13 protein-coding genes and 4 pseudogenes are annotated in these 18,782 nt (G+C 44.2%); 9 read left to right on the top strand and 8 right to left on the bottom strand.

Features of this window, described 5'->3' with window-relative positions:
* Positions 1-66: 66 nt before the first annotated feature.
* The gene (locus tag AB4623_RS01470) at positions 67-720 is read right to left on the bottom strand and encodes a thiopurine S-methyltransferase (protein WP_372145584.1); all 654 of its coding nucleotides are present in this window, start codon (positions 718-720) and stop codon (positions 67-69) included.
* 324 nt (positions 721-1,044) lie between these two features.
* On the opposite strand from AB4623_RS01470, the gene AB4623_RS01465 reads away from it, so the two are divergent.
* A complete protein-coding gene (locus AB4623_RS01465; RefSeq protein ID WP_017059130.1) occupies positions 1,045-1,821 on the top strand; it encodes a RelA/SpoT domain-containing protein in 777 nt (258 codons plus the stop codon).
* Between the two features lie 193 nt (positions 1,822-2,014).
* Positions 2,015-3,009 (top strand): annotated as a pseudogene (locus tag AB4623_RS01460) (ABC transporter substrate-binding protein).
* Positions 3,010-3,181: 172 nt separating this feature from the next.
* On the opposite strand, the gene ihfA reads toward AB4623_RS01460, so the two are convergent.
* On the bottom strand, positions 3,182-3,478 hold the full coding sequence (gene ihfA / locus AB4623_RS01455) for an integration host factor subunit alpha (RefSeq protein WP_004734853.1): 297 nt from the start codon (positions 3,476-3,478) through the stop codon (positions 3,182-3,184).
* A gap of 449 nt (positions 3,479-3,927) precedes the next feature.
* Here ihfA and AB4623_RS01450 point away from each other — a divergent pair.
* A pseudogene (locus AB4623_RS01450) lies at positions 3,928-4,065 on the top strand (GTP-binding protein); the annotation flags it as partial.
* A gap of 117 nt (positions 4,066-4,182) precedes the next feature.
* Here the strand turns inward: AB4623_RS01450 and AB4623_RS01445 are convergent.
* Positions 4,183-4,905 (bottom strand): annotated as a pseudogene (locus AB4623_RS01445) (DMT family transporter); the annotation flags it as partial.
* On the opposite strand from AB4623_RS01445, the pseudogene AB4623_RS01440 reads away from it, so the two are divergent.
* Positions 4,896-6,182: pseudogene (locus AB4623_RS01440) on the top strand (PLP-dependent aminotransferase family protein); the annotation flags it as partial. The pseudogenes AB4623_RS01445 and AB4623_RS01440 sit on opposite strands and share 10 nt — an antisense overlap.
* Before the next feature lie 282 nt (positions 6,183-6,464).
* Entirely contained in the window at positions 6,465-7,646 is a 1,182-nt protein-coding gene (gene cqsA, locus AB4623_RS01435) for an alpha-hydroxyketone-type quorum-sensing autoinducer synthase (protein ID WP_372145582.1), read from the top strand.
* A 150-nt stretch (positions 7,647-7,796) separates the two neighbouring features.
* On the opposite strand, the gene AB4623_RS01430 is transcribed toward cqsA, so the two are convergent.
* From AB4623_RS01430 to AB4623_RS01420, 3 genes are all read right to left on the bottom strand, one after another.
* Complete coding sequence (locus tag AB4623_RS01430) at positions 7,797-9,845, bottom strand: response regulator (protein ID WP_372145580.1); 2,049 nt, start codon at positions 9,843-9,845, stop codon at positions 7,797-7,799.
* A gap of 256 nt (positions 9,846-10,101) precedes the next feature.
* Positions 10,102-10,917, bottom strand: a complete 816-nt coding sequence (locus AB4623_RS01425; RefSeq protein ID WP_372145579.1) for a TauD/TfdA dioxygenase family protein — start codon at positions 10,915-10,917, stop codon at positions 10,102-10,104.
* Positions 10,918-11,227: 310 nt separating this feature from the next.
* A complete protein-coding gene (locus tag AB4623_RS01420; RefSeq protein ID WP_372133245.1) occupies positions 11,228-12,127 on the bottom strand; it encodes a Vmh family MBL fold metallo-hydrolase in 900 nt (299 codons plus the stop codon).
* Between the two features lie 160 nt (positions 12,128-12,287).
* Between AB4623_RS01420 and AB4623_RS01415 the strand changes: the two genes are divergently transcribed.
* Positions 12,288-13,181 (top strand): LysR family transcriptional regulator, encoded by an 894-nt coding sequence (locus tag AB4623_RS01415; protein ID WP_017059121.1) that lies wholly within the window; start codon positions 12,288-12,290, stop codon positions 13,179-13,181.
* Between the two features lie 145 nt (positions 13,182-13,326).
* Positions 13,327-13,728: an ACT domain-containing protein gene (locus tag AB4623_RS01410; RefSeq protein WP_017069835.1), complete on the top strand. Its 402-nt coding sequence runs from the start codon at positions 13,327-13,329 to the stop codon at positions 13,726-13,728.
* A gap of 106 nt (positions 13,729-13,834) precedes the next feature.
* Here the strand turns inward: AB4623_RS01410 and AB4623_RS01405 are convergent, their stop codons facing one another.
* Positions 13,835-15,721: a methyl-accepting chemotaxis protein gene (locus AB4623_RS01405; protein WP_372145577.1), complete on the bottom strand. Its 1,887-nt coding sequence runs from the start codon at positions 15,719-15,721 to the stop codon at positions 13,835-13,837.
* A gap of 343 nt (positions 15,722-16,064) precedes the next feature.
* Positions 16,065-16,781, bottom strand: coding sequence for a DUF1826 domain-containing protein (locus tag AB4623_RS01400; RefSeq protein WP_102427793.1), 717 nt, complete (start codon positions 16,779-16,781; stop codon positions 16,065-16,067).
* Positions 16,782-17,057: 276 nt separating this feature from the next.
* On the opposite strand from AB4623_RS01400, the gene AB4623_RS01395 reads away from it, so the two are divergent.
* Both AB4623_RS01395 and AB4623_RS01390 read left to right on the top strand, forming a co-directional pair.
* Positions 17,058-17,630, top strand: coding sequence for a YceI family protein (locus AB4623_RS01395; RefSeq protein WP_229647247.1), 573 nt, complete (start codon positions 17,058-17,060; stop codon positions 17,628-17,630).
* A 321-nt stretch (positions 17,631-17,951) separates the two neighbouring features.
* Positions 17,952-18,647 carry a VC0807 family protein gene (locus tag AB4623_RS01390; protein WP_017059114.1) on the top strand — a complete coding sequence of 232 codons (696 nt, stop codon included), beginning with the start codon at positions 17,952-17,954 and terminating at the stop codon, positions 18,645-18,647.
* Positions 18,648-18,782 lie beyond the last annotated feature (135 nt).

Genomic DNA, 18,782 nt, shown 5'->3' with positions numbered 1-18,782 from the left:
AAAAGACGGGCTATCGAGCCCGTCTTTTTTATTGAAGCGGTCTTTTCGCTAGAGAGCTCACTGCGCTTAAGCGTCTGACTCAATCAAGTACACTTCTTCACTAAATCGAGACAAGCCTTTTTTGGCAATCTTCGGATGTTCATCGTTCGCTATATCTTGATTCAACAATGTAATTTTGTATCCTGCAAACAATTGAGCAATCTCTAACTTAGGTACGCTAAACGGAGGCCCCGCCATCTCGCTTTGATCATAATCCAGAGTCACCAGAAGGATCTTACCGCCCGGTTTCAGCAGTTGTTTTAAGCGCTCTACGTACTGCACTCGCATCTCTTCAGGCAATGCGACTAAAGACGCGCGATCATAAATGGTATCGACAGGTTGGATTGGCGCTGAAAAGTAATCGCCCGTGTAGATGTTCAGTTCATCGAATTGGTAGAGCTCGTGCTGACCGCTAATTTGAGTCACAGTCGGGGTATAAAGGTGCTCTGCAAAAAATGCGCGAACCGCAATCTGGCTTAACTCGACACCTTGAACATCTTCATGCTTTGAAGCTAGCCAAATCAGATCTTCACTTTTGCCACAAAGTGGAACAAACACACTCTTCTCGTAGCTAGGCTCAGTATTTTCCCAAAATTTAATCAGAAGTGGGTTTACATCTTCGAGGTGGAAACCAATTTGGTTGGCTGCCCATTTATTGTGCCAAAATTCAGGATTATTCATCTTTCGTTCATGTTAAACAGTCATAATGCAAGGGTACAGTATAGAGAGGTAAGAGCAACCTTAGCTTGGTTTAAAGTACTAAATTGATTTCGATAAAATCAGAAACTGGCTAAGTTCAAAGTTCTGATAATTGCGGAACTAACGGTTGGATTATTTGTCTATATCTTCACATTTTAAAGCAATATTAAACGTTAGAGTTGGTTTCTGTCTTAGCTAGCCCCATTAAATATGTAGTGAGTTTAGTTAAGCTGTTTTTACTCTTGTGCGTTACTGGTTACCCCTTTTGACTACCCGTTTTTTGTAACCTTGTATTTTGGAGTTTGAATGAGTGTATTTCTCCGTACGACGGCCCTAATGCTTTTGGTATTGAGCCGAGCGCCTGCATTCGCAGCAGCACCTGTTTCAACAAGTTCAACAGATCAAACGCGCACTCCTGCGCAAAACCAAGTATCTTCAAACGTATTCCGTCATAGTTTGAGCGGCCTTTACGGCATCAAAGCCTTCGACTCACGCCCGACTCAGCCTTACACCGACTTCGATATTTTGTACAGCAAAGCGCATCAAGGCCAAGCTGAACTAGAAACTATCTGTAAAAGTACTGCCCTACTCACCAATTCTGAAGCGCTATTTGCTGGCGTTAAATCTCAAGCTCGCGCAGAAGAAAAAATCGCCCTTGAGCTTGATGGTGATGTGACAAAAATTACCGACTTAGCCCGTGCAACTATCATCGCGAACGATGTAGAGAGCTTGGTTGAAGTTTACGAAGCGCTAAGCCGTGAAGCAGACGTTGTTAAGCTGAAAAATAAGTTTAAATCGCCGGCTGACTCTGGTTACCGTGACCTTAACTTGTTGGTTCGTTTGCCTAAAACCAACATCATTGCAGAGGTTCAACTTCACTTAAAAGCGATTGCTGATGTGAAAAGTGGTCCTGAGCACGAGCTGTACGAAATTATCCAAGGTATTGAGCGTCACGCAATTGCAGAACATCGCCCAATCAACGATATCGAAGCGGCACAAATCAATAGCCTACGACGCCAATCTTTAGAGCTTTACCAACAAGCATGGCAACCGTACATTACAACGCACATTAAAGCGGCTTAACACATAGATAGGCTATTCCAATAAACATCACAAGGGCTGCACTCGCAGCCCTTTTTAGTACTTGTTGAGTAGCCTCTCCACTTCCTATCCCAAATAATCAGATCGTTTAAATTTAGATCTCAGTCTCTTTTCTCCGTCGAACATTTCTGTTTCTATAGCGAATAAGCTTCTGACAAGAAAAGGAATTACGTCAATGCAGAATAACAAATCCATGCTTTCCATCGCGCTACTTGCTGCGTTTTCTGTACACGCTAGTGCTGACGAATGCGGAAAGATCACCATTGCAGACATGAACTGGAACTCGGCGAGCCTATTGCTCATGTCGACCAATTCATTTTGAATAACGGCTACGGCTGTGAAGCGGACTTAATCCCCGGTGATAGCGTCCCTACGGGCACGTCAATGATTGAAAAAGGTCAACCTGATGTTGCGCCAGAGCTTTGGACTAATGGCATCAAAGAAGCGTTGGATAAGGGTGTTGCGGATAAGCGTCTACGTTACGCGGGCAAGTCTTTGGTCAACGGCGGTGAAGAAGGTTTCTGGGTACCAAACTACCTTGTTGAACAGTACCCAGAGCTTACAACCATTGAAGGTGTGATTAAAAACGCAAAGCTGTTTGAACACCCAGAAGATGATGAGAAGTTTGCGTTTTATAGCTGCCCTGCGGGTTGGACTTGTCAGATTACCTCCGGTCACCTGTTCGATGCGCTTAAGTTAGAAGATCACAATTTTGAAATGGTTGATTCCGGCTCAGGCGCCGCTTTAGCAGGTACGATAGCGAAAGCTTACGAACGCAAAAAAGCATGGTTTGGATATTACTGGTCGCCTACGCCTGTGCTAGGTAAGTATGAAATGGTGAAGGTTGATTTCGGAAGTGGTACTGACATTGAGGAATTCCGTAACTGTACGACACAACCTGATTGTGAATCTCCTAAAGTGACCATGTATCCACCAGCACCGGTTCACACAATCACCACAGAAGCCTTTGCTAATAACGAACCTCTTGCCTACCAATACTTTGAAAAGCGTGGTTTTACCAATAAACAAATGAGTGAGTTGCTGGCCTGGATGGAAGACAACCAAGCCGACGCCGAAGAAGCCATGTATTACTTTCTAGAAAGCTCACCACAGGTATGGAAGCCTTGGGTGTCTGAAGACATCGCAAGTAAGGTTCAACAAGCCCTTTAGAGTGAAGATTCAAAGTCAGAGGCCTAGCCTCTGTTTTCGCATCTAAAGCAAGTTCTTACCGGACAGTAAATAGATGGAGTTTGAGAAAGGTTACTAAAAATTAAAGAAATGCGTTTAGCTTAAACTCTATGCAGATACAAAAAGACCACGCTAGGCGTGGTCTATTGCTTGGCTACTTCTCGATTTTAATATTTTCGACACGGGCCTTTAGTTTTTGTCCCGGTCTAAAAGTAACAACACGTCGAGCAGAAATTGGAATGTCTTCACCAGTTTTCGGGTTACGACCAGGTCGCTCGTTTTTCTCGCGAAGATCAAAATTACCAAAACCAGACAGTTTTACCTGTTCGCCATTTTCGAGCGCTTTACGAACTTCTTCGAAAAACACTTCCACCGTTTCCTTGGCATCCCGCTTGCTGTATCCGAGTGTCTCAAACAGGTTCTCAGCCAAATCGGCCTTCGTGAGTGCCATAAAACTTTCCTCAAAGCTATGTTAAACATTGCTACCATCGCCAGTAGCGCCAAAGCATTTACCCTATTCAATCAATGAGATAAGGTCATTTACAAGGAAAGTGTATGCCAAGCTTCTGATTTTCGCCAACTTTTTTATCTTAACTATTTAATTATTCTTTCAAATCAGAAAGATAACTCGCTTCAAATTTCACATATATAGCTAAAAACCATCTACTCAACAGTAACGAAATGGAGTTATATTCCATACAAATAACCATTAATAGAATTTAAAACTTTAGCGAACTAAATAATAATTTTTGAGACTTTTCTCCGATACCCAATAAAATCAGCCACTTGATTTGATATGGGACTCAACAAAGGTTACTAAATAAGCGTTATTAAATATAAGATTTGTATCATTTCAGAATTTAATTCGAATTCACTTATAAAGGCCTATGTTCTTTTGAGGTTTTCGGTTACAACTTAACAGAGGATGGCTTGACGGAATCAGAACTCGATGAGTGTATCGAAATCAGAATAGAAATGATCGGTCTAGAAATAGACGATGATCTTGAGAGCCAGTTACTTGCGTGTATGGTTAGTTGATTGCTTAGTAAGTTGGTTATTTAAATAACTTCACTTCTTCGACATAGAATAAGACCTCACAAGTGCGAGGTCTTATTTGTCATTCAAAGCTGCTCATGCAATATCAGCTTTCTTAAATCATTTTTGTTCAGCAAGTGTTTGTGTCGCTTTGGTATTCGTTGTATTCGCAGGTTTCACAATCAAACCAATCCCGACAAGAAACAGTATTGATGCAACAACCTGAGCCACAGACAGCACCTCATCATACATAAAGTAACCGCTAATCAATGCGAAGATAGGCACTAACAAGGTTAACGACGCGGTCGTGCTTAAAGGGTATTGGATTAGCAGCTTATTCCATACCCAATAACCAAATAGCGTGGTTGGGTAAGCTTGAAACAGCACCGCAATCGTCGTGTTCCAATCCCATTGTTCGATGCCCTGCCAGATTATTTGGTCACCGTGTAACATCACGGCAAATGGCACTGGAGCAAACAGCATCCCCCAGACATTGAACGCAAAAGCTTGAGTGGTTTTCGAGGCCTTAACAATCACGCCCATCAAGGTCCAACTGCACGCCGCAATCATAATCAAGATCACGCCATTAACGGTGACATTACCCGTAGCTGCAGATACCAATACCGCCAATGCCCACATAGCTAGCATCGCACCCAATAATTTACGAATAGAAGCACTCTCCTTGAACAACCACACGCCAACCGCCATGCCGATTAATACGTTGGTTGAAAGCAAGACCGATGAAAGCCCAGACGATAAACCAGCAGTGATCGACCATGAAGCCATACCCCAGATACCCACACCGAACACAAAGCCATAACTGACTAAGTAGCGCCAAGCAACAGGCGATCAGCATGTCGACCGTGGTGAGCTGCTACCAAAAACTGGAATCACAAGGTTGGATTCATTCTCGACCGCAAGCGGGATATTTTGTTTCTCCTCATAAACCTGCTCACTCAACCCCAGAGTGGGCACAGTTTGAGAGTAAGGTGTCCAGCGTTAGGCAAACCTCATCGACTCACAACTCAATCAATGGGCCTTTAGGGGTTTCGAGCACCACTAATGATGAGCAGTCGATCGTTGAACTGGAACGAAGTTTTCGTCGCGCTATTAGGCGTATGAGCAACAGGCTTAACCATTACCCAGATACACAAGGTGAGCCGATTTTACGACAGGCATTATCCACTCATTTTGCCAAGCTCGATGTGCACTTTTCACCTGAAGAGATGGTGATTACGGCTGGCTGTATGTCTGCGATTAAGGCCGCACTTGAATCTTGCACTAAAGAAGGCGACACCATCGCTATTAGCTCGCCATGTTTCAACGGTATTCTGGAATTGCTCGGACAAATGTCGCGAAAAATCATCGAGATCCCGTCTCTAGATGATGGTGTCGACTTGCAACAACTGGAAGCGCATTTGAAAAATAAACAAGTCGATGCCGCGATCTTTTGTACCTCTCATATGAACCCTCAAGGGATCAACATGTCAGCCACTCAAAAGCAGAAACTGGCTGAATTAGCGAATCACTATCGAGTGCCGATCATTGAAGATGATGTGTATCTGGAACTGTCCTACTCCTCACACACGCCGCTCCCCGCGAAATACTACGACAAAGGCGGTTTTGTCTTATGGTGTGGATCAGTATCGAAAAGTTTGTCACCGAGTTACCGTTTGGGATGGTGCTTGCCGGGCAGGTTTATCAACGAATACAAGGCTCAGTTCTCAGCTGCGAGCTACAGCGTTGCCCTGCCCACTCAGCTTGCGGTTGCTGACTTTATTGGATCTGGCCAATACGCTAAGCACGTGAGGAGAAGATGCACTCAGATCTTGTCTTTGCGCCAACAATACCTAAGTTATTTGGCTCAGCACCTTCCTCAAGATGTGAAGATAAGTAATCCACTAGGTGGCATGGTGCTTTGGCTGCAAATCCCAAGCTTGAACCAGTCAGCCTTTGCTCAGGGCATTACCGAGAAGAACATTGATATTAGGCTTGGACACCTGTTCAGCACTCTCGACCTTTACAGCAATTGCTTACGCATCAATATTGGGTATTCGTTAGAGGGTGGAGCCAAGCAGCAATTGGATGCCTTAATCGAGCTTATCCATATTCACAGCTAATAGCACGTAGCACGTAGCACGTAGCCTTTCAAAATCCGCTTTTTTAAATGCCTTCGAATGCCGAATTCTAATAGCCTTTTGTCATAAAAAAGAAGGCTATTATTCCTATCTTAATTCGGGTAAAGCCCCGAACCGTAAGGAAACCCACTCGCCTCAAAACCCTTAAATGCTGAGTTTGCAAGCACCCACAAAATTATGCAACTTGGCTAATGACACATCACTTTTTATCGTCAATATACAGCCGTCAGCGCTGGCGTTTTCCTGTATTTGAAGAGAACTATTATGAGTGATAAAACAAAAAACAAACCACTACCTTCCTTTATCGAAGAACGCTTGAACTTCTATATTCAAGACCTGATTACCCAGAACCAAAGCCAGAAGCATTTAGTATTGGGTAAACGCCCCCAGCGTAATTCCGTTGTGATGCAGAGCAATGATTACTTAGCGCTGTCACATAACAAACCGATCCAAGAGGCCCATCAAGCGGCGATTGTCGAACAAGATGACAACGTAGTGATGTCTGCAATTTTCTTACAAGATGAGCAGTCTAAACCTGCGTTTGAAACTGAGCTCGCGAACTATGTCGGAATGGAGAGCTGTTTGCTTTCTCAGTCTGGCTGGGCTGCTAATATTGGGCTATTGCAAACCATCTGCCCACCGGGCACACCTGTGTACATTGACTTCTTTGCACACATGTCGCTATGGGAAGGCATTCGCGCTGCAGGCGCCCTCGCCCACCCGTTTATGCATAACAATATGAATCACCTGCGCAAACAGCTAGAGCGCCACGGCTCCGGCGTTATTGTGGTCGATTCGATTTACAGCACAATCGGCACCATCGCCCCACTACGCGACATCTACGAAATGGCGCAAGAGTTTGATTGTGCGGTCGTCGTTGATGAATCCCATTCACTGGGTACACATGGAGAGAATGGTGCAGGCTTAGTGCAAGCATTGGGGCTCACCAACCAAGTCGACTTCATCACCGTTAGCTTGGCAAAAACCTTTGCTTATCGCGCTGGGGCAATCCTTGGCCCTAAACAACTGTCTAAAACCTTGCCGTTTGTGGCGTACCCTGCGATTTTTAGCTCAACAGTGTTACCACAAGAAGTGGTTCGTTTAGAGAAAACGTTGGAGGTGATCAAAGGTGCGGAAGACAAACGAGAAGCCTTATTCAATCGGGCTAAGTCGCTGACTACGGGGCTAAAGCGAATTGGCTTTAATATCCGCAGTGAGTCTCAAATTGTAGCGCTAGAGTGCGGCAATGAAAGAAACACGGAGCGTGTGCGAGACTTCTTAGAAGAACGTGATGTGTTCGGTGCGGTATTCTGCCGCCCCGCGACGGGCAAGAACAAAAACATCATCCGTTTTTCAGTGAATGCCGATATGACACCAAGAGACATTGACCATGTGCTCACGGTTTGTCACGAAGCGTACCATCACCCCGAGTTAGAGTTCGTGTAACCTTTTTCGAACCATATTTATAACCAACACCAACGGCAGGACTGAATGGATGCTATCATGTCGCGATACAAAAAGAGCCCAGCAATTCGCTGAGCTCTTTCTTGAATCTATGTCTACCCAATGGCCGTGAACTTCAGACTATTACACCCGCTAAATCCAGTGAGCAATTTTATCAAACAGTCGGTTTTTATCGGCAGGTTTAACAATAAAGTCCGACATGCCTGATGATTCCATCTTTTCCAAGGTAACGGGAGAACTGTCACCCGTGTGAGCAATAATCGGCACCGAAGAGTATTCTTTGTCGGCACTGCGAATTCGGCGAGAAGCTTCAACACCGTCCATGATTGGCATTTCAATATCCATTAGGATCAAGTCGATTTCGTCGGTATCAAGCGCATCTAAGGCTTGTTGTCCGTCTTCTTTTTGCACAACATCAAAGCCCTGTTTTTCCAATAACATTGCCGTAAATCGGCGTAGAGATTCATTGTCATCGACCACCATAATCGTACGTTTAGTGGTGGCCTCTAGCGGTTTTACAGCAACCGATGGCATCACGCAGTTGGAGTCAAACAGTAAACGGTCAATGGTCGCTTTAGTATTCAGTAGCCAGACTTGTGTTTCCACCCAAATAGGCTCGAAAGAAATGTTACGTACACGCTTGATAAGATGACGCTCATACAAGTAAATGATTCGCGCCTCAGTAAACGAAAGTAACGATTCAATCCTATCGAGGCAATTGGCTCTTAAATCCAAGCTCTCCATATCAACGAAAATCAAGTCGAACTCAAACTGATATTCCTTATTCTGTAGCGCTGACGCCACATCCAAAATCTGGAGGTCAAAACCCATAAAGCGAGAGATTTCAGTCATTTTATTGGAAGGCACTGTCTGATCACTGATCATCAGCACCGTCTTGAGCTTAGTCAGTTCGCTCTTGATTTCCTCTACCGAATTGGAAGTCAAAGATGGGAAAATCATCGTGAACTGTGTCCATTGATCCACTTCAGACTGGCATTTAATCTCACCACCAAACGAGCGCATGACCTTCTGACAAAATGGCAAACCTAAACCGTAATTACCCGACTGGCCTGTGGTGTAAAAGTCTTGGAAAATACGACGAATGATATCGCTCGAAATACCAGAGCCGTTATCCGTCACCATTATCTGGTTCGTCACTTCATCACTGAACATGGTGACATGAATATGAAAATCTTCAGGGCTACGATGATGGAACGCATTCTTGAACAGATTATACATGACGTATTTCAACAAGGTGTCGCTACCCAAGAACTCAAAGTTACTCTGCACATCCAAGGAGATTGCTGACTTATCAGCAGAGCGCTTGTAATTGAAACTGTCTATCGCATCCTCAACCACCGCTTGCGCTGAATGCTTCTTAAACGTAGATCGAGAGACTCGGTTTTCATCAATTGAAGTCAGTAACAGATCTATCGTTTCGTTACCGGAATGAATGATCTCCATCGCTTCATCGCCCACTTCACGCAACTGAATCACTTCTTCATTGCTTAACGCATATTGCCCTTTTTGATCGCCACTTTTAGGGTTCGGCAATATGGACTGCATGACATCAATAGAGGTAAGTAATCCGCTTAGAGGGTTTCGCATCTCATGGGCAATACCCGCACCAAAAGACTTCGCCAATGACACCTTGTTTTCATGTTCCACCTGATTGCGGAAGTAGAACAAGTTGCCGAATAAGTAGATAAACAAAAAGATTGGCACATGCGTCCAATCCATTGTGAGTTCGAGGTAGAAGCCTTGTGCAATCCAAGCGCACAAGGTAGCAATCCCAATACCGGCAAAGGTTTGTGCAAACATCACTCTCGTCACGTGCACCAATAAAATATGGAGGAAAATAGCCGACATGAATGACATAACCCAAACGTTGGACCAATTATTCATTAGCAGCATGTAGAAGAAGAAACCTGGCAAACAGATAGTTACGGCAACTTGATAATAAGCCGGAAGGTATTTTCGCCATTCAAATGGGACGCGATTGCGAAATATAATGCCAAAGAACAATACCGAGCAAAACAGGCGAAGCGCTAAGTTTTCGTAGGGTTGCGGGAACAAAAACTCCCACACAATGTAGTAAATTGGGAAGCCGACAAAGCCCATCCAACCCACGAGGGTTAAATTCGGTTCTGCGTACTGGTAAACTTTACGAATCGCGTTCATACGAAATACTTTGCTCTCTAAGCCCTGACGTTTATTAATTCTATGATTTGGTTTTTATACTTATATTTTGGCGCCGATTATATTACACATCACGTCCGAGCAGTGAGGTTTCAATCAAATATGTACCAACGCATTTGTTTTTATTATTAAGCGTAGATGAATGATGCACCCTGCTGACGCTTAAATTTAAGTACGAGTGCATGGTTCAGGGATGGGCATGCGCGGTGTTCTTTTGATAACTGTGTTCAGCTTACCGCTATGTCACTGTTACTCGATGCATTTTTCTTGGAGTATCCCCGTAATCTATCACTGCGTAATGTTGCGTTACCCTGTTATCCCAGATCGCCATTGAGCCGTTGTCCCATTTGAAACGAACTTGAAACTCAGGGCGTCTCGCAATTTCAAACAGTTGGCTGAGTAAAACATCACTCTCTTTGCGGTCGAGTTCGTTGATATAACGAGTAAACTGTTCATTGATACAGAGCGTTTCTTTATCCGTTTCAGGATGAACTTGAACAACAGAGTGAACCACTGGCGGATTCTCCTGTGCTGTTTTAATCAAGGATTTGTGCCAATCGAGATCAATGTCTTCTGATTCTATACCTTCAAAGGCCACAAGCGAATGAGTCGCCGACAACCCTCTCAACTTAGCTTTCATATCTTCATGTAGAGATTCAAAAATCGCAGTCATAGAACACCAGATAGTGTCACCACCAATGCTTGGAATGTGTTGAGCATGCAACAGGGAAGCTTTCGACGGCAAGCTGCGCCACGTTAAGTCGGTATGCCAATAACTTTCCTTTGGCGCATTGCCACGGGTTGTTTCAATCACACTCACCTGTGGCGCACTTTCCACGCGAGGGAAGAAAGGATGTGCAGGTTCTAACGTTCCAAAGCGCTGTGCAATCATCAAGTGTTGTTCTGGAGACAAAGTCTGCCCGTCGAGAAAGATCACTTGATGGGCAATAAGTGCCTGATACACCTTATCGAGTTCATCAGCACTGCATGTAGAAAGCTCTAGTTCGTGAATACGAGCGCCGATGTGAGGAGTAATGGGTTCTATTTTCAACATACTTTCGCTTATTGGTGATATTGAGTTGCAGGGCGGATCTGGCTACTAGGCTAATCTGACTACTAACTGTAAAGCGGGTAAATGCTGATTTTCTTTCTCACTTGAAATAGAAAGTCGTCTCTCCGAAACAAAAAAAGAGCTCCTAAGCTGGAGCTCTTTTCGTTTTTTGATACTTCCTGTATCCATAGACAAGTCCAATCTGTAGTACTTTCACTGAAAGCCAGATCATCGATATCTCCAGTTGTGTATCACCAATAAATCTAGCATACAATCTTCAGACTGTTCTGGGACACAACCGAGATAATCAACTCTAGTGCCAAGCCATCTCGCCGCTTAGCACTTTCGCGCCAAGTTCTAAATCGCCTTCCGTAGCCTCAAATTTCGGGTAGGCTTTCTTCATGTAATCACTGATCTCGACCGATGTTGGATTACTTTTGCCCGCCAACGCTTTTTCAATATCAGCCACATAATCCTTCGTGAAGTGAACTGCATTTATTCCTGTTGGCATTTCACCTAAATAGTGACCCGGAATTACAACCTCTGGCTCTAGTGCTTTCATACGCTCCAACGATTGTGACCACTGGCTACGAATCTCTTTCGATGCAGTATCTGCCATCCATACATGCACACCGCTATACACCGACACGCCACCAAACACCGTTTTTTCAGACGGAACCCATAGGTAAGCTTGGTGTGTATTTATCTCTTTCACTTCGATGGTTTCACCTTCGATGCTTAATGTTGTGTCGTTCATCACCATTGGAACAATCACCTTAGAGGGCGCGTTGCCTTCTAATATAGGCCCCCAGTATTCAAGCTTTGCATCTTTGGTGCGTTTGATATGCGCGACAACGGCTTCACTGGCAACGACTTTAACGTTAGGAAATGCCGAAACTATCGGTTCCAAACCAAAGTAGTAATCTGGGTCGCCGCTGCTGATGTAAACCATCGATAATTTTTTGCCTGTAGCTTTGATTTGCTCCACCAAATTTTGTCCGTCTGCGACACTGAATTGTGCGTCAAATAGAATCACTTCTTTCTCACCCGAAACCAATACCGAGCTTGCAGGGAATATCGCGTTCTCACCGGGGTTATAGTGAGTGATGTTCAGATCCACAGCTAAAGCAACACTTGATGCCAGCACGGTTCCTAGGCTTATGGTTCCTAAAAGCATGCTTTTTAATAACAGGTTTTTCGATAACGTATTCATGGCTTTATTCCGATACTTGGAGTTGAACACCTGCCAACTCGTTGAATTTCCAAATATCTTATTTGATTGTTTTTAGATGAAATAGATATCAAATTGACTTTAACTATTGCAGTTTTCGGACATATACTGAGGTCGGTTTAATTCTCTAGGCAATAAAACAATGGATAAACTCGAGGCAATGAATGTCTTTGTCACCATAGTGGAACGTGGCAGTTTGAGCGCAGCGGCAGAGCACCTTGATCTATCACGAACCAAGGTCACTCGTTATTTGGGTGAGTTAGAAACATGGATGGACACACGCTTGCTTCACAGAACAACACGAAGCTTGAGTTTAACCAGCGCAGGTAAAGAAACACTTGAGGTCGCCAGAGAACTTTTGGCACTGGAAACATCCCTAGCTGGGATCAGAAACCAAAACCGAGAGCATTTAAAAGGTCAGCTGCGTATTACTGCGAGCTACTCGATTGTCGATAGCTTCTTGATGGAATCAATTAGTCGCTTCATCGCCAAATGGCCAGAGGTTTCTATCGACATTATCTCGACTGATCAGACCGTCAACCTGGTTGAGTCACGCATCGATTTGGCCATTCGCATAACCAACGAACTGACGCCCAATATTGTCGCGAAGCAGATCGGTGAATGCCGCTCCGTGATTTGCGCATCGCCTCAATATCTAAAAGAGAAAGGCACACCCACAGAAGCCCAAGATCTAGCGCACCACAACTGTTTATCGTTCAGTTACTTTGGCAAAACCGCTTGGACGTTCAATGGCCCCAATGGGCTCGAATCGGTTCCGATTAAAGGGAATATCAGTGCAAACACCTCAGAGGTTCTGCTTTCTGCCACACTCAAAGGCAACGGTATCTGTTTACTGCCCTTCCCTTCAGTGGAAACCTTGATGCGTGATGGTCTATTAGTGCCACTGCTTTCTGAATGGCAACCTAAAACGCTCGGTGTTCATGCTATTTATGGAACGCGTAAACAAGTCACACCGCTGTTAAGAGCCTTTATCGACCATTTATCTGACGAGATGGAACAATCGACAAGTTGGTAGAAGTACGATGCCATCACTAAGGAGGAAAACTTGCCATTAGTAAAACTGATGCAGAATTAAAATCATTAATTTTACTTAACTGTCAGTTGCTTCTATCGTGACTGCATACATCATCAATTAGCTTATTAACGCAGGGAAACTGACTATGACTGCCATTACCGATTTAGACATTTTGTTAAAGTCCATGTCACCAGAACTCATTGAAGGCAACTATGTTTTCTGTACTGTCGACGGAGCGTTAACAGACTATGTTCAGCTCAATCCAATCTCAACTTTTCGTGAGAAAGAAGGTTTAACGCTGGTTCTGGAAGAAGACGTTGCGACCAAAGCTCAGCTAAACTTCGACGGTGTATTTAGCCTTATCACTTTATCGGTACATTCGAGCCTTGAAGCGGTTGGATTAACGGCGGCGTTTGCGACAAAGCTTGGCTCTTACGGCATTAGCGCTAACGTGGTTGCGGGCTACTATCACGACCACATCTTCGTTCAAAAAGACAAAGCAGAAGCTGCAATGAGTGCGCTGAAAGAGTTTTCAGAAGTAGATTAGTAAAGAATTCGATTACTCACAAATACAAAAAAAGCGACGTAATCTACGTCGCTTTGGCTTATTGCTTAACGTGCACTCACTGATCAGGCATCAGTGAGCGAACCAGTTAAGCAAGCTTAAAAGTCGCCACTTTGTCACTTAAGCCAGCGGCTTGGCTCTTAAGTTCGTTCGACTCAGTTAAGCTGTCCTGTGCGCCCACAACTAAGTGGTCGGTAACATCTTTAATGGTCGTCACGTTCTGGGTAATTTCACCCGTCACATGTGTTTGCTCTTCAGCAGCCGTCGCGATTTGAGTCGCCATATCGCTGATCAAAGCAACTGCAGTATTGATCTCTTCAAGCGCATGCGAAGCTCGATCGGCATCTTCTACTGAATGTATTGCCAACTTAGAACTGCTCTCCATCAGCTCAACCGCTTGCGCCGTTGTACGCTGCAGGATATCAATTGTTGATTTGATCTCTTCCGTTGAAGAGTGGGTACGCTGTGAAAGCACACGTACTTCATCCGCTACCACAGCAAATCCACGACCTTGTTCACCAGCACGAGCCGCTTCAATCGCTGCATTCAAAGCAAGTAAGTTGGTTTGCTCTGCAATGCCTTGAATCGTTGCGAGTACAGTCGAGATCTCTTGAGCATGCTTGTTAAGTTCGCTAATCACACTACCCGCTTCATTAACTTCATTGGCTAGGTTATTGATTGAACCTTTGGTATCCACAACCAGAGCGTGACCACTGTTAGTGCTTGTCGCTGAATCTTGCGCCGCTTTTGCTGTTTGCTCGGCATGCGATGCTATCTCTTGCGTGGCGCTCGCCATTTCAGTTACGGCCGTCGCGACCATAGTTATTTCTTGCTGCTGATGATTAAGCTCATCCACCGAACGGTTCGCACGCTGAGCACTTTGCTCTGACTGGCTGTTTAGCTGTTCTGACTGCCCACGGATATGGCCAATCAACTGCTGTAAGCTTCCAACAAAGGTATTGAAGTTATGAGCCAACTCGCCCACTTCATCTTGGTTTTCAACATGAATGCGTTGAGTTAAATCACCACTACCATTCGCGATTTGCGCCAGTGCTTGAGAAACGTGGTTCAACGGGCGGAATAGAATCGTACACAACAGGTTAAACAGTATGGTACATACAATGACGACCAGCAGTGTCACTAAAACTTGACCAATCACTGCATCAAATAACGGTGCAACCAGAGAGTCATGATTAACAACACTCACTGTAATCAGGCTCGTTCCGTCAATAGCACGTGCGTACAGAACATAGTCGCTGCCATTCAGCTCGATAGAAGTGTCTTTACCGCTAGTCAGAGCCTTTTGTACATCGGAGAAATTTAACCCAAGTGAACTGATATTCTTGTTCAGTAACTTAGTGTCATGGTGCGTATAAACCGTGCCTTTGTTGGTCGCGATGAACATGTAACCTTCACCAGGAAGAATCACCTGCTCTAGACTGTTTAAGATGTCTGTAATTTCTACATCAGCACCCAACACAACCTGTTGCCCATGCAGTTGCATTGCTGTTCCTAATGAAACAACGTTCGCCCCAGTTGCTGCAGCAACCGTTGGGTTATCCATGAACACCTTGCTTGGGTTCGCAACCGCATTGGTGTACCACCCCCATAAACGGGGATCATCATTGCCCGGCGGCAGTACTACTCCGTTCGCGTTCTTTTGCGAACCATCAGGAAATGCCAAGAAGACATTATCAAAAGAAGCTGAGTCACGAACCTGTTTTAGATGAGTCACCAAGCTTTCTTGTTTGGACTCTTTCGAAAGAGAAGTAAGCGCACGCTCTTTGGATAAGATCCAATCCGATACATATTGATTGTACGAAGCCGATGCGCCCTCTAAGCGCTGTTCAACTTCAATATCCAACCTTTGCAGTGAAGCACGAAAAGACAATGCCTCGACCAAAATCCCCCCCAGGATAATGGCCATACTGGCTGAAATCGCCAGCTTATTTTTAAGCGAGAGTTTCTTGAACATAGGAAACCTATAATTTGGAAGTAATAAACCGTGGCGAACAAATTGATTGCCAAAGCGGTTTGCAAGCGGGATATATTTTACGCTTTAAAATAAATTAAGAAACCGATGAGGAACTGAAATATTGATATATGTGAGTAAGTGCACGCATCGTAACCCATTGATTTAGAGAATGGTAAACTCTAAATTTTGAATTAATGTGCTAAACATGGTCAGCTGATGAGTGTCTCTGTTTGAGAATAATAACAGCACAGATCGCGCTATACCGTTAGATCATTAGGAAGGTATTTAAATGAGTTGAACGTCTGAATAGAAACAGGTTGCGGACAAAGTAGTCAAAAGTTGATCAACCAAAGTCCAACGTTAACAGCAATCGTGTTTCGTCAGATGAAGTGACTGGTGAACGGTGAACAAGGCCTCTATTCTCATTGCCACTCCAACGCTCCCCTTTTAATAACGCAACATCACCACTGGCCATTTTCTGGATGTCAGATTCGTCGTTGTACAGGCCTGAAACAGAATCAGGCTTTCCGTTAGCCCCTAGCCCTAGCTTAGAACGGTCGACTAAGTCGTTTGGCAACCATTGAGTCGCAACACCATGATAAGTTGTCACCAAGCGGCAAGGCACTTGATCAAAATGGAAACGTGGGCACATCGCTTTATTCAGAACGGCTAAACGCAATCCGACTTCTTCAAGCTCAAACAAACAACAGAACATATCCACCAGCTCTGCCATGTTTTCTAATAGCGCTTTAGAGGCGGTGCCATCGGTAGCAAATTCCAACTTATCGAAAGCATTATCAGGTGACACGCTAACAGACTTACTAAAGTTTGGATTCAAGGCGATAAATTCACTAATTGCCGTCGTTAAGCCTTCATCAAACTGTCGCTGCCATACCGCTATATTAATATCACTTTGGTAGATTTCCGCTAATACCGTTGGCTGCTCAGAAGCACTCAAGCTTGGCTTGTGATTTGCCTTATCCTGAATACTCACAGCTGAACTAATGTTGAGTGGCTGGCTGCTATTGGTAGCCAAAGGCTTGGTTAACACGGCATTCATTACGTCGTCTCCTTGATACATGCTCATCGCTTCCCTTTTACCAACAGAATAATTATTCTTGGCAAGAGTGATTTTGGTTGTGTTATAACATAACTAAAAATAAATACGTCACTTCGTCGATCATGATTCCAGTAATACAGCGACGCTCTTCTTTTCCTGCGGTAATTTTTCGAATGCTGAACTAAGCTTCTCTCAATCACTCTTTCCAAAAAGTCATTTTAAAAACGTACGACTCAAGAACGTAAACCTGTGAATTCATCAATCTGGTGACAACTTATGAAAAAACTAATCTCTACATTCGGCCTCCTATGCACCGTTATCTCCGCTCAATCTTTCGCGGAGTCGGGCTACACATTAGATCCGAAGTTATCGAACATCACATTCGCGACCATTAAAAAGCAGTTTGTTGTCGAGCCCGCATCCATCAAACCTATGTCTGGAGGGCTTACCGAAGAGGGCCAGTTTTCAATAGTATTGGACTTGAAAAGCGTGAGCACCGGAGTCGCTATTCGTGACCAGAGACTGAATGAACTCTACTTTGAATCGATGACTTTTCCTGAAGTGAAGATCTCTGGGAAGGTTGAACCGTCGATGCTATCTGGTGATCCAAAAAGAACAACAGTAGCAGCGGAAGTTACTTTACACGGCGTAACCAAAACGATCGACTTCCCAGTTGTGGTGGTTCCATCCTCAGGGTTTGTCATGGTTAGCTCAGCTTCAACAATCATCGTCAATGGCGCTGATTTTGGGATATCGACAGAGAATCTAAACAAACTTTCAGCGACCGTGGGTGGATTAGCGATTTCCGACCAAATCCCTTTGAGCTTTAACCTACTTTTCGACGAATAATGGGCTTATAACTCTTCCTTTCTGTTCTGCCTCATTTCACATTCATCAATCGTTTAAGAGCGGTGAATGTGAGTGAGAGTACGCGACAACGCAATAAACTGAATTAGGTTTGAATAAACTAAACCAAAATTTCCACTCGATTTCCCCAAGTCGGCCAGATAAACATCCCTCACAAAGTATTAAATTGAGCGTTATATAGGCTCAGAGATGTCGTTGATGTCACATGTCGTTACACAGCATGACGCCTTAAGGCTTTACATCTTGGGCGAGTTAAACAACAATCCCTGAGAATAAATCCATAACATAATGTATTTAGAAATTATGAGTAACACAGAAAACAAAAAATCGAGTCCTCTTTTCGAAGTCGTGTTTAACGTCTTTCTTCCTTCATTCATTTTAATGAAGTTCAGTGGAGATGAGCATCTCGGAACAGGCTTAGCATTACTTGTCGCACTAGCCTTCCCTATTGCTTACGGTGGCATGGAGTTAATCCGCAATAAGAAGTTCAACTTCATCGCTGCGCTCGGCTTTGTAAGCGTGCTATTGACGGGCGGTATTGGTTTCTTCGAGCTAGACACTCGTTGGTTAGCACTAAAAGAAGCATTAATCCCTGGTCTAATTGGTTTGGCGGTTCTTGGCTCAACCTTCACCCGCTACCCGTTTATCCAGAAAGTTATCTTCACACCGGCCCTGTTAAATATCTCTCTTATTGAAGAGCGCCTAAAGCAGTTCGGTAACCAAGCAAAGTTTGATCGTTGTCTAATGACATCCAACTACCTATTCGCGAGTACTTTCGCATTTTCTTCAGCTATGAACTACTTCCTAGCGACTTGGATTGTGACTAGCCCTGCTGGCACCGCTGCCTTTAATGAAGAACTTGGCAAGCTGACACTTTACAGCTACCCAGCAATCGCCATCCCAAGCATGCTGATGATGTTAGGTATTTTCTACTACATTTGGCGTCAAGTTCGCACGATGACATCACTAGAAACAGAACAAATTTTTATTACTAAATAGTTCTGAATTAACAAATCGCTCTGACAGCACAACATGAAGCCCAGCAATTAAGCTGGGCTTCTTTGTTTTTACTCTTTCGTTATCAACGTGATAGATGACAGCTTCGATTTGGATTATGAATCGAACGGGCAACCC

It is taken from the genome of Vibrio sp. 10N.222.52.C12, from assembly GCF_041474215.1.
In the GTDB taxonomy this organism is placed as follows: domain Bacteria; phylum Pseudomonadota; class Gammaproteobacteria; order Enterobacterales; family Vibrionaceae; genus Vibrio; species Vibrio crassostreae_C.
This window is presented reverse-complemented; position numbering and strand designations above follow the sequence as displayed.

Bases quoted from the DNA above. Each gene is read 5' to 3' on its own strand.
- AB4623_RS01395 (WP_229647247.1), top strand. From the start codon at position 17,058: ATGAAAAAACTAATCTCTACATTCGGCCTCCTATGCACCGTTATCTCC.
- ihfA (WP_004734853.1), bottom strand. From the start codon at position 3,478: ATGGCACTCACGAAGGCCGATTTGGCTGAGAACCTGTTTGAGACACTC.
- AB4623_RS01390 (WP_017059114.1), top strand. From the start codon at position 17,952: ATGAGTAACACAGAAAACAAAAAATCGAGTCCTCTTTTCGAAGTCGTG.
- AB4623_RS01400 (WP_102427793.1), bottom strand. From the start codon at position 16,781: ATGAATGCCGTGTTAACCAAGCCTTTGGCTACCAATAGCAGCCAGCCA.
- AB4623_RS01465 (WP_017059130.1), top strand. From the start codon at position 1,045: ATGAGTGTATTTCTCCGTACGACGGCCCTAATGCTTTTGGTATTGAGC.
- AB4623_RS01425 (WP_372145579.1), bottom strand. From the start codon at position 10,917: ATGTTGAAAATAGAACCCATTACTCCTCACATCGGCGCTCGTATTCAC.
- AB4623_RS01470 (WP_372145584.1), bottom strand. From the start codon at position 720: ATGAATAATCCTGAATTTTGGCACAATAAATGGGCAGCCAACCAAATT.
- cqsA (WP_372145582.1), top strand. From the start codon at position 6,465: ATGAGTGATAAAACAAAAAACAAACCACTACCTTCCTTTATCGAAGAA.
- AB4623_RS01410 (WP_017069835.1), top strand. From the start codon at position 13,327: ATGACTGCCATTACCGATTTAGACATTTTGTTAAAGTCCATGTCACCA.
- AB4623_RS01415 (WP_017059121.1), top strand. From the start codon at position 12,288: ATGGATAAACTCGAGGCAATGAATGTCTTTGTCACCATAGTGGAACGT.
- AB4623_RS01430 (WP_372145580.1), bottom strand. From the start codon at position 9,845: ATGAACGCGATTCGTAAAGTTTACCAGTACGCAGAACCGAATTTAACC.
- AB4623_RS01405 (WP_372145577.1), bottom strand. From the start codon at position 15,721: ATGTTCAAGAAACTCTCGCTTAAAAATAAGCTGGCGATTTCAGCCAGT.
- AB4623_RS01420 (WP_372133245.1), bottom strand. From the start codon at position 12,127: ATGAATACGTTATCGAAAAACCTGTTATTAAAAAGCATGCTTTTAGGA.